This is a genomic window from Curtobacterium sp. MCBA15_004 (assembly GCF_001865055.2).
Classification (GTDB): domain Bacteria; phylum Actinomycetota; class Actinomycetes; order Actinomycetales; family Microbacteriaceae; genus Curtobacterium.
In genome coordinates, this window is record NZ_CP126266.1 from 3,163,447 (window position 1) to 3,176,748 (window position 13,302).

Annotated in this window: 14 protein-coding genes; 5 read left to right on the top strand and 9 right to left on the bottom strand. The window is 74.5% G+C overall.

The window, feature by feature from the left end; all coding sequences use genetic code 11:
* Positions 1-5: 5 nt before the first annotated feature.
* The gene (locus QOL16_RS14840) at positions 6-512 is read left to right on the top strand and encodes a DUF6264 family protein (protein WP_065961902.1); all 507 of its coding nucleotides are present in this window, start codon (positions 6-8) and stop codon (positions 510-512) included.
* A gap of 43 nt (positions 513-555) precedes the next feature.
* The gene (locus QOL16_RS14845; protein ID WP_071285886.1) at positions 556-1,800 is read left to right on the top strand and encodes an FAD-dependent oxidoreductase; all 1,245 of its coding nucleotides are present in this window, start codon (positions 556-558) and stop codon (positions 1,798-1,800) included.
* Positions 1,801-1,846: 46 nt separating this feature from the next.
* Here QOL16_RS14845 and QOL16_RS14850 read toward each other — a convergent pair whose 3' ends face one another.
* Entirely contained in the window at positions 1,847-2,704 is an 858-nt protein-coding gene (locus tag QOL16_RS14850; protein ID WP_071285888.1) for a hypothetical protein, read from the bottom strand.
* 258 nt (positions 2,705-2,962) lie between these two features.
* Between QOL16_RS14850 and QOL16_RS14855 the strand changes: the two genes are divergently transcribed.
* Complete coding sequence (locus QOL16_RS14855; RefSeq protein ID WP_065961907.1) at positions 2,963-3,838, top strand: aldo/keto reductase; 876 nt, start codon at positions 2,963-2,965, stop codon at positions 3,836-3,838.
* Between the two features lie 109 nt (positions 3,839-3,947).
* On the opposite strand, the gene QOL16_RS14860 is transcribed toward QOL16_RS14855, so the two are convergent.
* Positions 3,948-4,358, bottom strand: a complete 411-nt coding sequence (locus tag QOL16_RS14860; RefSeq protein WP_071245235.1) for a hypothetical protein — start codon at positions 4,356-4,358, stop codon at positions 3,948-3,950.
* Between the two features lie 110 nt (positions 4,359-4,468).
* On the opposite strand from QOL16_RS14860, the gene QOL16_RS14865 reads away from it, so the two are divergent.
* The gene (locus QOL16_RS14865) at positions 4,469-5,434 is read left to right on the top strand and encodes an NAD(P)H-quinone oxidoreductase (RefSeq protein ID WP_071285890.1); all 966 of its coding nucleotides are present in this window, start codon (positions 4,469-4,471) and stop codon (positions 5,432-5,434) included.
* A gap of 151 nt (positions 5,435-5,585) precedes the next feature.
* On the opposite strand, the gene QOL16_RS14870 is transcribed toward QOL16_RS14865, so the two are convergent.
* From QOL16_RS14870 to QOL16_RS14895, 6 genes are all read right to left on the bottom strand, one after another.
* Entirely contained in the window at positions 5,586-6,308 is a 723-nt protein-coding gene (locus QOL16_RS14870; RefSeq protein WP_071245385.1) for an amino acid ABC transporter ATP-binding protein, read from the bottom strand.
* Positions 6,309-6,397: 89 nt separating this feature from the next.
* On the bottom strand, positions 6,398-7,276 hold the full coding sequence (locus QOL16_RS14875) for an amino acid ABC transporter permease (protein ID WP_071245238.1): 879 nt from the start codon (positions 7,274-7,276) through the stop codon (positions 6,398-6,400).
* Between the two features lie 7 nt (positions 7,277-7,283).
* Positions 7,284-8,105: an ABC transporter substrate-binding protein gene (locus tag QOL16_RS14880; protein WP_071285892.1), complete on the bottom strand. Its 822-nt coding sequence runs from the start codon at positions 8,103-8,105 to the stop codon at positions 7,284-7,286.
* Positions 8,106-8,208: 103 nt separating this feature from the next.
* A complete protein-coding gene (locus QOL16_RS14885) occupies positions 8,209-8,712 on the bottom strand; it encodes a cupin domain-containing protein (RefSeq protein ID WP_083230447.1) in 504 nt (167 codons plus the stop codon).
* Entirely contained in the window at positions 8,709-10,253 is a 1,545-nt protein-coding gene (locus tag QOL16_RS14890; RefSeq protein ID WP_370692537.1) for an amidohydrolase family protein, read from the bottom strand. The genes QOL16_RS14885 and QOL16_RS14890 overlap by 4 nt, the downstream gene beginning before the upstream one ends.
* Positions 10,250-11,935 carry an adenosylhomocysteinase gene (locus QOL16_RS14895; protein WP_175473162.1) on the bottom strand — a complete coding sequence of 562 codons (1,686 nt, stop codon included), beginning with the start codon at positions 11,933-11,935 and terminating at the stop codon, positions 10,250-10,252. The genes QOL16_RS14890 and QOL16_RS14895 overlap by 4 nt, the downstream gene beginning before the upstream one ends.
* Before the next feature lie 126 nt (positions 11,936-12,061).
* On the opposite strand from QOL16_RS14895, the gene QOL16_RS14900 reads away from it, so the two are divergent.
* The gene (locus tag QOL16_RS14900) at positions 12,062-12,232 is read left to right on the top strand and encodes a hypothetical protein (RefSeq protein ID WP_175473163.1); all 171 of its coding nucleotides are present in this window, start codon (positions 12,062-12,064) and stop codon (positions 12,230-12,232) included.
* Positions 12,233-12,269: 37 nt separating this feature from the next.
* Here the strand turns inward: QOL16_RS14900 and QOL16_RS14905 are convergent, their stop codons facing one another.
* Positions 12,270-13,274, bottom strand: a complete 1,005-nt coding sequence (locus QOL16_RS14905; RefSeq protein WP_071285894.1) for a PrsW family intramembrane metalloprotease — start codon at positions 13,272-13,274, stop codon at positions 12,270-12,272.
* Between the last annotated feature and the right edge of the window lie 28 nt (positions 13,275-13,302).

Sequence of the window (13,302 nt, forward strand, 5' to 3'; positions counted from 1 at the left end):
GTCCCATGACCTGGTCGAACGTCCCCGGCGGTCCGCCGCAGTCCGCTCCCGGTGCCCCGCGTCCCGAGCACGACCGCGACGCCGAGGCACGGCGCACGGCCTGGGAGCGCGGTGGCACGACGCTCTTCCCGGCCGCGAAGATCGCCGACCGGGTGTCGACCGTCCTCCTGCTGGTGTTCGGCGCGGTGATGACCGTCGTCACCGTGGTCGTGGGCGTGATCGGGGTGGCCTCGGCGACGACCTCGTGCGACGCGGCGACGGGGTGCTCGCCCGGTGGGTACCTCGGCGGTGCGGCGATCGCGGCGGGTGGCTCGTTCGTGGTGGGGGTCGCCACGGTCGTCCTCGCGGTCGGGGCCTGGGTGCGCCGACGCTCGTCGTGGTGGATCGCGGCGATCGGCTTCGTGCTCGCGGTGGCCTGCATCGCGTGGGGCGGGGTCGTGTTCGCCGACGCGGCCGACGGTGCCGGGAGCACCGGGACCGCGGGGAACGCGACGGCGTCGGCGCCCGCCTGACCGACCCGACACGCACGCGCCGCCCGGCGGTAGCCTGCCGCGCATGGTGACCGTGTCACGCACGTCCGTGGCCGTCGTCGGCGGCGGTCCCGCCGGCGTCGTGCTCGGCCTGCTGCTCGCCCGCGGCGGTGTCGACGTGCGCGTGGTCGAGTCGCACGACGACTTCCTCCGCGACTTCCGCGGCGACACCGTGCACGCCTCGACGATCCGCCTGCTCGACGAGCTCGGGCTCGGGGAGCGCTTCCGTGCGCTGCCGCAGACCCGGCTGGACGACCTGTCGCTGCCCCGCCCGGACGGTTCGCGCGTCGTGCTCGGGGAGTTCTCGCGGCTGCGTCCACCGTACGACCACGTCGCGATGGTGCCGCAGTGGGACCTGCTCGACCTGCTCACCACCGCCGCCCGCGAGGAACCGTCGTTCACGATCTCGATGGGCACGGCCGCGAGCGGGCCGATCGTCGAGGACGGGGTCGTCACGGGCGTCCACCTGCACCCGCGACACGGCGGCGGTCCCGAGGAGCTGCGCGCCGACGTCGTGGTGGCCTGCGACGGACGGAACTCGGTGCTGCGGACCGCCGCCGGGCTCCGGCCGCGGCGCTTCCGCGTGGGGTTCGACACGTGGTGGTTCCGGCTGCCCCGCCGTGCCGGCGACGACGGCGGCGCACTGGTCCCCGCGTTCGACGGCCGTGACGTCCTGCTCGCCTTCCCCCGACGGGACCACCACCAGGTCGCGTACTTCGCGCCGAAGGGGTCGGACCCGGCGCTGCGTGCCGCGGGGGTGGCGGCGTTCCGGGCGACGGTCGCGCGGCTGCGGCCGGACCTGGCCGACCGGGTGGGCGCGATCCGGTCGATGGACGACGTGCACGTGCTCGACGTGCGGCTCGACCGGCTGCGGCGCTGGTGGCGGCCGGGGCTGCTCTGCATCGGGGACGCGGCGCACGCGATGTCCCCGGCGGGCGGGGTCGGGATCAACCTGGCGGCGCAGGACGCGGTCGCGACCGCCACTGCACTCGTGCCCGCGCTCCGTCGGGGGCTGCGTGGACGGGCGCTCGACCCGGTGCTGCGCGCCGTCCAGCGGCGCCGGACCCCGCCGACCGTGGCCGTGCAGGCGGCCCAGCGGCTCCTGCACCGGGTGGTGTTCGAGCGTGCCTTCGCCGGGCGGACGGCGGGCGGACCACCGCTCCTGCCCGTGCTCCTCGCCCGGTGGGTGCCACCGGCCCGGTGGGCGTACGCCCGGGCGGTCGCGTTCGGACCGCTGCCGGAGCACGCCCCGCCGTGGGCACGACGCTGACCGCAGCGGCGTCGGCCGTGGCGCGTGGACGGACCGCGGCGCGCGCCTAGTCCCCGACGGCCCCGTCCTGCCCGGACGACTCGGACGGCGCAGCCGGGAGCGGTTTCTGCCACCGGTCCACGCGGACGGCGATGCGTTCGGAGGGGTCCCCGCTCCACGTGGCGTCGAGCCCGTGGTCCGCGAGCGCAGCGACGACCGCCGCGGCGGCGCTCACCCGGCTGTGCTGCCGCAGCGCCGAACGACCGTCGAGCGACTGCTCGGCGAGTGCGACGTGGTCCGGCTCGAGGTCGGGTGCGTGCCGGAAGGCGCCGTACGACAGGTGCAGCGTGGTCGGCGTCTCCGCCAGCCGCTCGGCGTCCTGCTCGTGGAAGAACACGTACGCCCACTCGCGGGACCCGTCCTCCGCGGTCCCGTCGCGGGTGCGGGCGTCCTCGCACGCGGCGATCCCGTCGGCCTGGTCGACCCCGGTCGCCATCGCCGCGACGAACCCCTGCTGCCGGAGGACGTCGAACGCCTCGCGCAGCCGGTCGTACTGGCCGCTGCCCGGAGCCCGGCCGTGCTGGTCGAGCAGGCGTGCGGCCCAGCGTGCCCGGACGACCTGCTCGACCGTGTCGCGCAGCGCGTCGAGGTCGTCGGTGTCGTCCTCGTGCTCCTCGACGACCTGCTCGACGACGTCGTCGAACGACGTGAAGCCCGGCAGGACGAGGGCGTCGACGGACGCGGCGAGCGCCGCCGGGTCGAGGGTGTCCCGGGCTGTCGGAGCGGCCGGGGCGACCGGGGCGGCGGAGGGATCGGTGCCGGCAGCGTCGTCCGACCGGGTCTCGTCGGCCCCGTGCTCCGACCCCGCGCGGGTGGTCCCTGCGGTGTCGGTGTCACGCCGTCGTCGCCACCATCGGAACGCCATGCCGCCGATGCTACCCACGGGTACCGAGCCGGCGACCGGTGCCACCGGCAGCCGGCACCCGGCGGGCGCAGACCGGCCTGCGCACCCGAACCGTGCCTCCCGGTCCGACCGGTGCCGGACGCGAGCCGACCGGCGGAGCCGCACCGCGCCTCCCGACCCGACCGGTGCCGGATGCGAGCCGAGCGGCGGACCCGCACCGTGCCTCCCGGCCGTGCGCAGACTGGACGTCCACCGGACGGCCGGGCGCATGCTGGCGGCATGAAGCAACGAGTCATCGGAGACGTGTCGGTCAGCGCGATCGGTCTGGGCGGCATGCCCATGTCCATCGAGGGGCGGCCCGACGAGCGGCAGTCCGTCGCCACCATCCACGCAGCCCTCGAGGCGGGCGTGACGCTCATCGACACGGCCGACGCCTACCACCAGGCGGGCAAGGACGAGGTCGGCCACAACGAGACCCTCATCGCGAAGGCGGTGCACGAGTTCCACGGGGACACCGACGCCGTGCTCATCGCGACGAAGGGCGGACACCTGCGACCCGAGGCCGGGCCGTGGGCTCAGGACGGCCGTCCCGAGTACCTGAAGGAGGCGGCGAAGGCCTCGGCCGCGCGCCTGGGCGTCGACGCCGTCGGGCTGTACCAGTTCCACCGGCCGGACCCCGCGGTGCCGTACGCCGACTCGATCGGGGCGCTCGCGGAGCTCCTCGACGAGGGCGTCATCCGGATGGCCGGCATCTCGAACGCCGACCCGGACCAGATCCGGACCGCGAACGAGGTGCTCGGCGGGCGACTGGCCTCGGTGCAGAACCAGTTCTCGCCGGCGTTCCGCTCGAGCGAGGCGGAGCTGCAGCTCTGCGACGAGCTCGGCATCGCGTTCCTGCCGTGGAGCCCCCTCGGCGGCATCGCCAAGGCCGGCGACCTCGGCACCGCGTTCGAGGAGTTCGCGATCGTCGCGCGGGAGCGGGACGTGTCGCCGCAGGTCGTCGCGCTGGCGTGGGAGCTGCACAAGAGCGACGTGGTCGTCCCGATCCCCGGGGCCTCGCGGCCGCAGTCGATCCTCGACTCGGTCGTCGCGGCGACGATCAAGCTCCGCGACGAGGACGTCGCCCGGCTCGACGCGGCGCAGCGGTCCGCCTGACCCCGGGACGCACACACCGCGACCCCCCGGCTCCGCTCGTGCGGGGTCGGGGCGTCGTGGTGTTCCGGTGCGGCGGTGTCGCGGGCTCGGCTCGCGACCACACCTGCCGTCAGGACGTGCAGGCCTTCTGGAAGTCGCTGCCCGTCGACTGCACCTTCTGGCTCGAGGCGGTGAGCGCCGACACGTCGGCCGAGCCCGGGTCCTCGGAGACGTCCTCGATGGCGTCCACCATGTCGCCGTAGGCCTCGCTGAACGCGTCACCCTTCTCCTTGAGGTCGGCGTCCTCGAGCTCGTCGACACCCTGGTCGATCTTGTCGTCGAGCTCCTTGAGCCGGTCGAGCGCTGCGCCCGGGTCGGACTGCAGGTCGGCCGCCGACGACTGCACGCCCGATGCGGCGTCCTCGACGGTCTTCGAGAACTCACGGCACTGCTCGGCCTTCGACGGGCCGCCCGCCGAACAGCCGGCGAGCAGGACCACGGAGAGTGCTGCGGTGGCGATGGCGATGGTCTTCCTGGACATGCTGTGTCCCCCTGCTTCGTGCCCGCGCTCCCCCCGGTGGGTCGCGGATCGTCCCCGACGGTACATGGCGGACGCACAGGTCGTTCCGTGGTCCGGCGTACGGTCGAGGGATGCACGCGATCACGGCACACGACGGCGGACTCCGACTCGACGAGCACGACGACCCGGTGGCGGGCCCCGGCGAGGTCCTCGTCGCGGTGGCCGCCGCGGGCGTCAACAACGCCGACCTGCAGCAGGTCGCCGGGAACTACCCGCCGCCGCCCGGGGCCTCGGACGTGCTCGGGCTCGAGGTCTCCGGCACCGTCCGCGCGCTCGGGGACGGCGTCGAGGGGTTCGCCGTTGGCGACCGGGTCTGCGCCCTGCTGTCGGGCGGCGGGTACGCCGAACTCGTCGCGGTGCCGGCGACGCAGGTCCTCCCCGTCCCGGACGGCGTCGACCTGGTCGAGGCGGCCGCCCTGCCCGAGGCCGCGTGCACGGTGTGGTCGAACCTCGGGATGATCGCCGGGCTCCGCGCCGGGCAGACCCTGCTCGTGCACGGCGGCACGGGCGGCATGGGCTCGCACGCCGTCCTGCTGGCGAAGGCCATGGGCGTCCGGGTCGTGGCGACGAGCGGCGGCGAGCGGAAGGTCCGGGCGTCGCAGGAGCTCGGCGCCGACCTCGTGGTCGACCACCGCAGTGAGGACTTCGTCGAGCGGACCCTGGCGTTCACCGAGGGTCGCGGCGTGGACGTCGTCCTCGACGTCGTCGGTGCGGACTACCTGGCGAAGAACCTCGCGGTCCTGGCGCCGAACGGCCACGTCGCGGTGATCGCCGCCGGCAGCGGTGCGACGGGCGAGCTCGACTTCGGCGCGATGATGCGCAAGCGCGCCACGATCAGCGCCACCACCCTGCGGGCACGACCGGCGGACGAGAAGGCCGCGATCGTCGCCGCGGTCCGGGAGCACGTCTGGCCGCTCGTCGCCGACGGCAGCGTGCGCCCGGTGGTGGACAGCACGGTGCCGCTCGCCGAGGCCGCCGAGGCGCACCGCCGCATCCGCGACGGCGAGGTGGTCGGCAAGGTGCTGCTCACGATCTGAGCGAGCCGGGCCGGGCGAGCGGGCCGGGCCGGGCGAGCGGGCCGGGCAGGCCGGGCCGGGCGGGCCGAGCGGGCCGGGCGAGCGGGCCGGGCGGGCCGGGCGGGCCGGGCGGGCCGTTCCCCGGAACGACGCAGCCCGAGCCCGGCCAGGCTCAGGCGTGCACGCGCGCCAGGAACTCCACGAGCGCGGGGTGCCGCGGCCGGTCCAGCACGTCGGCCGGGGTCCCCTGCTCGACGACCTCGCCCCGGTGCAGGAACACGATCCGGTCGGCCACGTTCCGCGCGAAGTGCATCTCGTGCGTGGTCATCAGGATCGTCGACCCCTGCTCCCCGAGTTCGCGCACCAGGTCGAGGACCTCGCCGACGAGCTGCGGGTCGAGCGCGCTCGTGACCTCGTCGAGCAGCAGGAGCTCGGGCGAGGTCGCGATGGCCCGCACGATGGCGACGCGCTGCTGCTGCCCGCCGGACAGCCGGTCGGGGTAGGCCTGGGCGAAGTCCGCGAGCCCGATCCGCGCGAGCAGCCGGTGCGCGGTGGCCTCGGCCTCGGCCTTCGGGACGCCGTGCACCCGCCGCGACGCGAGCGTCACGTTGTCGAGCACGCGCATGTGCGGGAAGAGGTTGAACTGCTGGAACACGACGCCGATGCGCGCGCGGACCGCGTCGACGTCGGTGCGCGGGTCGGCGATGTCGGTGCCCTGCAGCAGGACCTCGCCGTCGTCGATCCCCTCGATGAGGTTCACCGTCCGCAGCAGGGTCGACTTCCCGGAGCCCGACGCGCCGATGACGCAGATGACCTGGTGCCGGTGCACCGTCAGGTCGATCCCGCGCAGGACCTCGTGCTCGCCGAAGGCCTTGCGCAGGCCGCGCAGTTCCAGGACGGGGACCGACCCGTCGGACGCACCACGGGCCTCCTGGCCGTCGCCCGGTCGGGAGGCGCGGGTCGCGCCGGTCTCGGATGTGTCGGTCACACGGTCCCCCCGGTCTGCTCACGCTGCTGCTGGCGCCGCGCGATCGCGTCGGTGACGCGGATGAGCGGCAGGCTGATGACGACGAACAGGAGCCCCGCGACCAGGTACGGCGTGAAGTTGTACGACTCCGCCTGCGCGATCTGCGCGCTGCGGACGGCGTCGACGGCCCCGAGGATCGACACGAGGCCGACGTCCTTCTGCATCGACACGAAGTCGTTCATGAGCGCCGGGGTCACCTTGCGGACCGCCTGCGGCAGCACGACCAGGCGCAGCGTCTTCGCGTGCGACAGGCCGAGCGACCGGGCGGCGAGGCGCTGCGACGGGTGCACGGCCTCCATGCCGGCGCGGAGCACCTCGGCGACGTACGACGAGTACGTCAGGACGATGGCGATCGTGCCCCAGACCTCGGGCGGCTGGCGCGGGAAGACGCCGAGCCCGGGCAGGCCGAACCCGACCAGGTACAGGACGATGATGAGCGGCAGCCCGCGGAACAGGTCGGTGTAGGCGGTCGCGGCCATCCGCAGCGGGAAGAACACCGGGTTGCGCAGGCCACGGACCACCGCGAGCAGGGTGCCGAGCACCGCGACGCCGATGCTCGCGACGACGAGGATCCGGATGTTCAGCCACAGGCCGAGGAGCACCTGCGGGAACGTGTCGATCGCGGTCTGCGGGTCGAAGAACGACTGCTGGACCGCCGCCCAGCCCGGGGTGTTCACGACGCCGAACCAGACGACGAGCACGACGACGAGCGTCGACACGGCCGAGACCACGACCGAGCGCCGACCGCGCTGCCGGCGGTACAGGCGTCGTTCGACCTCGATCTGGCTCGGTGCGGGGGCCGTCGCCGGGGTGCCCGCTCCCGCTGGTGCGGTCATCGGGCGGCTACTTCAGGACGGGGGTGTTCGTCGCCGAGGACAGCCACTTCGTCTCGAGCTGCTCGAGCGTGCCGTCCGACTGCAGGCTCGCGAGCGCCTTGTCCACCTTGCTCGTCAGCGCGGAACCCTTCGGCAGCACGAAGCCGAACTGGTCGCCCTTGCCGTCCTGCGGGAACTGCGCCGAGACGGTGCCGTCGTCGACCTGGGTGGCTGCCATGGAGAACGCGGTCGGCAGGTCGGTCACGATGGCGTCGATCTGCCCGGACTTCAGGGCGAGCACCGCGTCGTCGTTCGAGTTGAACACCTGCGGGGTGACGCCGAGGACGTCCTTGACGCTCTGGATGCTCGTCGAGCCGGCCGCGACGCCGATGGTGTCGTCCGCGAGCGCCGAGACCGTCGTCGCGTCCGCGGCCTTCGAGGACCCCGACGTCACGACGGCCTGGGTGGTCGTGTAGTACGCGGTGGACATGTCGACGGCCTTCTTGCGCTTGGCGTCGATCGAGAACTGCTGCAGGTTGAGGTCCCAGTCCTTCGGCCCCGGGGCGATCGCGCTGTCGAAGGTGCTGCGCTTCCACACCACGTCGGACTTCGCGTAGCCCATCTCCTTCGCCACGGCGTACGCAACGGCGGCCTCGAAGCCCTTCCCGGACTGCGGCTCGTTGTCCTCGACCCAGGGCGCGTACGCCGGGTCGCCGGTCGCGATCGTGAGCTTGCCGTCGGTGACGGTCCCCTCGGCGTTGCTGCTGCCCCCGCCGGAGCAGGCGGCGAGCGCGAGGGCAGCGACCGCGGCGGTCGCGACGGCGAGGGACAGGCGGCGGGTGCGGGTCACGGTGGGCCTTCGTCGAGGGGGTGCGGGGCAGGGCGTGTCGTAGTGTACCGGCGTCTGGGATACCAGCGCGAAGCCGACGACGGCTCGTGACGCGTGCGGGGTGTCAGGCGGGGTCGGCCATCGTGAAGTCGTCGAACGAGAAGCCCGGCGACACCATGCAGCTGAGCAGGACCTCGCCGTCGCTCGGCAGGGTGCGCTGCCACACGCCACCGCGCACGAACGCCTGCGCGTCGTGCAGTCGGTGCCGGCCGGCGTCCGGGCCGAGCGTGATCCGGTCGCCGGGCTCCGGCTGGTCGCCCGACCCGCCGAGCTCGAGCACGACGGTGTCCGGGCCGTGCCACATCCAGATCTCGTCGCTCGTCACGCGGTGCCACGCGGACGCCTCGCCCGGGGGCAGCAGGAAGTGGATGAGGGTCGCGGCGGGCCGGTCACCGGCGGGCGTCGGGACGGTCGACGGCGAGGTCCACGTGCGGACGTACCAGCCGCCCTCGGGGTGCGGCTCCATGCCCAGGGCAGCGGCGCGCTGCGGCACGTCGAGCCACTCGATCAGCTCGCCGGTGACGGTGCGGCGGGCCACCTGGCCGGGACGGGGTGCGGTGTCGGTCATCGGGACTCCTCGGGGGTGGGGGCGGGTGGGGTGACGGCGGCGGGCGGGGCACCGGTGACCGCGGGTGCGGACCCCGCAGTGGGCGGGGACACGGCAGTGCGCGGGGACGTGGCCGGGGGCGGGGACCCTGCAGCGCGCGGCGACCCGGCCGGTCGTGGTGCCCCCGCGGGGTCCGGGTGCAGGACGCCGTCCCGTGCACGGACGACCCCGCGGACGACGGTCGCCACGGCACGGCCGGTACCGTCCTCGACGAGCTCGGCGAGGGCGTCCGGCACCGTCCTGGCGTCGACGTCGAACACCGCGAGGTCCGCCCGGGCGCCGACGGCGAGGTGCCCGACGCGGTCCGGGCCCACCGCGGTGCCCATCGCCTGCGCTCCGCCGAGGGTCACCGCCGCGAGCAGCCGCTCGTGCAGGTCGCGGTGGCCGTAGCCCTGGGCACGGGCGATCCGGTGCAGCGCGGTGACGTCGGCCATCGGGTCGAGGGACGGCGAGGAGGACAGCGAGTCGGTACCGACGGCGATCGGGCTGCCCTCGCGCAGGTAGTCGGCGACCGGCGGCGGGTCGAGCCCGATGACGGCGTTCGACCGCGGGCACAGTGCGACGCTCGTCCCCCGCGCCCGGAGGAGCGCGCGGTCGGCGGCGGTGACGTACACGCCGTGCGCGATGTGGCAGTCCGGCCCGAGCACCCCGAGCCGGTCCACGAACGCGGTCGCGCTCGCACCGAACCCGAGCGCGCGCATCGCCCGGAACGACGGCACGTCCGCGAGGTGCCAGTCGGCGGTGTGCCCGGCCCCCGCGGGTCCGACGCCGTCGACGCCCTCGAGTCCCGGGACCGGACCGAGGGCGACGCGCTCGCCCTCGAACGCGGCCTCCCCGAGGTGCAGGTGCAGGCGGAGGCCGCGCTGGCGGACGATGTCGGGCAGCTCGAGCAGCGGGGAGACGTCGAGGGAGTACGGCGCGTGCGGGGAGAGCCCGGCACCGGGGGTGGTCGGGATGCGCGCGAGCTCCTCGAGGACCTGGTGGCGCCCGTGGTCCCGCCACGCCTGGTTCTCCCAGTCCATGACCTCCCAGTAGGCGATGCCGCCGAGCCCGGTCGCCTCGAGCACGTCGGCCGCCTCGATGTCCGTGACGACGTCGGCGATGCTCGTGACCCCGGCGACGAGCGAGGCCCGGGCACCGGCGACGGCCTCGGCGCGCCAGTCGTGCGGGAGCGCGTAGTCGACGTTGAACGCGGCGGCCCAGTCCTCGAAGCCCGCGTACTGCCGCTGTCCGACACTGGCCATGCCGGTGTACTGCAGGTGGGTGTGCGCGTTCACGAGCCCGGGGAGCAGCGCCCCGCGCCACCGGCGTTCGGTGACCGTCGTGCCGTCGAGCTGGTCGACGACCCACGAGCGGTCGCCGACGTGCAGGATGCGTCCGTCGCGTACCGCGACCGCCCCGTCCGCGATCGGCGGTGCGGTCATCGGCACGACGACGCGTGCCGAGTGCACGACCACCGTGCCCCGGTCTCCGGTGCGGGCGTCGCTGCGCGTGCCGCTCACGCGAGCGTCCCGAACCGGTGGGTGCGGACGTCCGGCTCGCGGTCCGCCGGGTGCTCACCAGGACGGCCTGGAGGCGCGGCTCGGCTCCCGAACGCGGCGAGCGCCGCACGGGCGGTCGCCTCGTCCACCGCGGGGTCGATCGGCACGACCGTCCGGTCCAGCTCGTCGCCGCGCTCCAGGAGCATCCGCACCGCCCCGAGCTGCACGGCGAAGGACAGGTCCATGATCTCGACCGGGTTGCCCTCGGCCGCGGTGATGTTCACGCACCCGCCGCGGTCGAGCACGACCACGTGGTGCCCGTCGGGCCACGTGAAGCGCTCGACCTTCCGGGCCTCGGTCCGCGGCACCGCGCCGTCCGCGAGCGCGTCGGCGACGGCGACCTCCTGCTCGACACCACCCGCGACGGCGACGACCGCGCCGGGTGCGCAGGCCCGCAGCGTCCGGAGGTCGATCGTGTCGGTGACGCCCGTCGCGCTCACGACCAGGTCGGCGTCCCGCACCGCGTCCTCGAGCAGTGCCACCCGGTACCCGGCGAAGCGCGCCTGCAGGGCGCGCACGGGATCCGTCTCGGCGACCGTGACCCGGAACCCGAGCGCACGGAGCACCATGGCGACCCCCTCGCCCACGGGACCGGACCCGGCGACGACCGCCACGCCTCCCGACCGCACCCGGTGCGTGCCGGACGCGAGCCCGTCGACCAGGTCGAGCGCCGCGAACACCGTCGACTGCCCGGTGCCGTACCGGTTGTCGAAGAACGTCTTGGTGCGGGCGTCGTTGACGGCGACGACCGGGATGCCGAGTTCGCCGCGTGCCGCCATCACCCGGAGCGGACGGAGGCCGCTCGTGGTCTCCTCGGCCGCACCGAGCATCGTCGGCAGCAGCTCCGGCCGGTCCTGGTGCGCGAGCCGGACCACGTGCGCACCGTCGTCGAGCAGCACCTGCGGTCGGGTGTCGAGCATCGCGAGGGCGAGCGTGCGCTGTTCGGCCGGCGTCGCGGTGCTCGACGCGTGCACGGGCAGCCCGGCGTCGCGGAGGACCTGGGCGACGGCCTCGTCGGTCTCGTCGGCGTGCGCGTAGACGACGACCTCGGCACCCGCCTCGCGGAGGAGCAGGCTCAGCACCGCCGTCTTCGGCTCGAGCACCATCGCGACGCCGACCCGGGTCCCGCGGAGCAGACCCGCGTCGCGGAGCTCGGCGGCGACCGCACGCGAGACCGGCATCGACCGACGTGCCCAGCGGATCCGGGCGGCCGCGGCGGGGTCGACCTCCGGGTCGCGGCCCACGGACACCAGGAAGACGTCGTCGGACAGCGTCGGCACCGCGAGCACCCCGGGCCGGGCCGGTGCGACGGGTCCGAAGGCGTCCTCGTCGACGGCCGGGGCGTGGCGCCCGGCGTCGACCACGACGAGGGTCCGGCCGCGGGGACGGACGGCCTCGCGCTCGACGGCCGCGGTGGCGTCGTCCGGGTCGCCGAGGCACCAGAGCTGGTCGACGGGGTCGTCCCCGTCCGCGGCCCGCGCACCGAGGCCGGTCAGCAGGGCGTGCAGCGCGGCGACGTCGTCGGGGTCGCCACCGACCGTGCGGAACGTGCGGGCGGCGACTAGCAGGTTGGTGACGGCGGCGAAGCGGCGGACCGCCGCCGAGGCCCACGTCGCCCGGGCGGGGTCGGGTCGCTGCGGCACGGGGTCCATCGTACGGCCCGGTCGCGCGGCGGTCCCGCCGGGAGCGAGATGCCAGCAAGAACGATGTTCACGATGTGATGTTTGACGGAGGCGTCAGGGGCTGGGACCATCCGACGAGGAGGATTGATGCGCGAAGACAACGGAGCGCCGGGGGCACTCGTAGCACTGCTGATGCTCACCGCCGCAGCGGCAACGCTCACGGCAACCGCTGCCGTCCCAGCCGTCGTCGGCTGGACCACCACGACCGTCCTCGCCCTCGCCGGTGTCACGACAGTCGTCATCAGACAGAAGCGATGACGATCACCAACGCCCGGGCTCGCCATCCTGGGCGGTGTCAGCGATCGTCCCGCCGCGGCGCCGCCTCCCAGTCTCGCTGCTCCACTGGGCCCGCCACAGCCCACCACGACGGTCCCCCGACCGCCGCCTGCGCCCGTTCCGCCTGCGCCCGTTCGAGCAGCGCACGGTCACGGTGCCGGTGGCTGACGAGCAGCCAGACCAGGACCGCGACGCCGATCAGGGTCACGACGAGCAGCCCGACCACGTACAGCGTGGTGGCGATCCCGGCGAGCGTCGGCGGCACCGCGCCCGTCCCGGCGGCAGACAACGGCGTGCCGGTGAGCACGAACGCGAGCACCGTCGACAGCGTCCCGTTGCTGTCCCACAGCCCGTGCAGCAGGGCGACCCCGACGTACGCCACCGGGATCGACCACGACCACCGCAGCCGCTCCCCACCCCGGGCGGCCCCGAACAGCACCGCTCCGAGGATCGCCGTCCAGAGCACGTGACCGACCGGCGAGAGCACGGCACGCACGACCTCGGTCTGCAGCAGGGAGACGAGGTCGATGCCGCGCTGCGTGATCGCGGCGTTGAAGGCGTACCCCGCCGACTCGAACGCCGCGAACCCGGCGCCGATCGTCGCACCGAGCAGGGCACCCTGCCGCGCGGTCTTGGGACGCACCCGCCACCCGACCACGAGGAGCAGCACACCCTTCACGAGTTCCTCGACGAACCCGACGACGACGTACACGAACGCGTCCTGTCGCAGGTCGGCCTCGAGCAGGGACGCGCCGAGCACCCCGAGCACCCCGCCCACGAAGAACGCGGTGACGAGCTGCATCGTGCTCACCGTGCCCGTGACCCGTTCGATCACGAAGAGCACGACCGTGAAGGGCACCAGGAAGCTGCCGAGCAGGATGATCGTCGGCACGAGGTTCGTGTTCAGCGTCAGCACGGTGACGACCACCGTGACGGCCCAGAGCACGGCCCCGGCGAGCAGGGTCTTCCACCACCAGCCGTGCCGGTGGTGCGGGTGGACGGATGCGTCCGTCGTCGTCGTCATGGCGCCATCGTGCTCCTCCCCGGAGCGG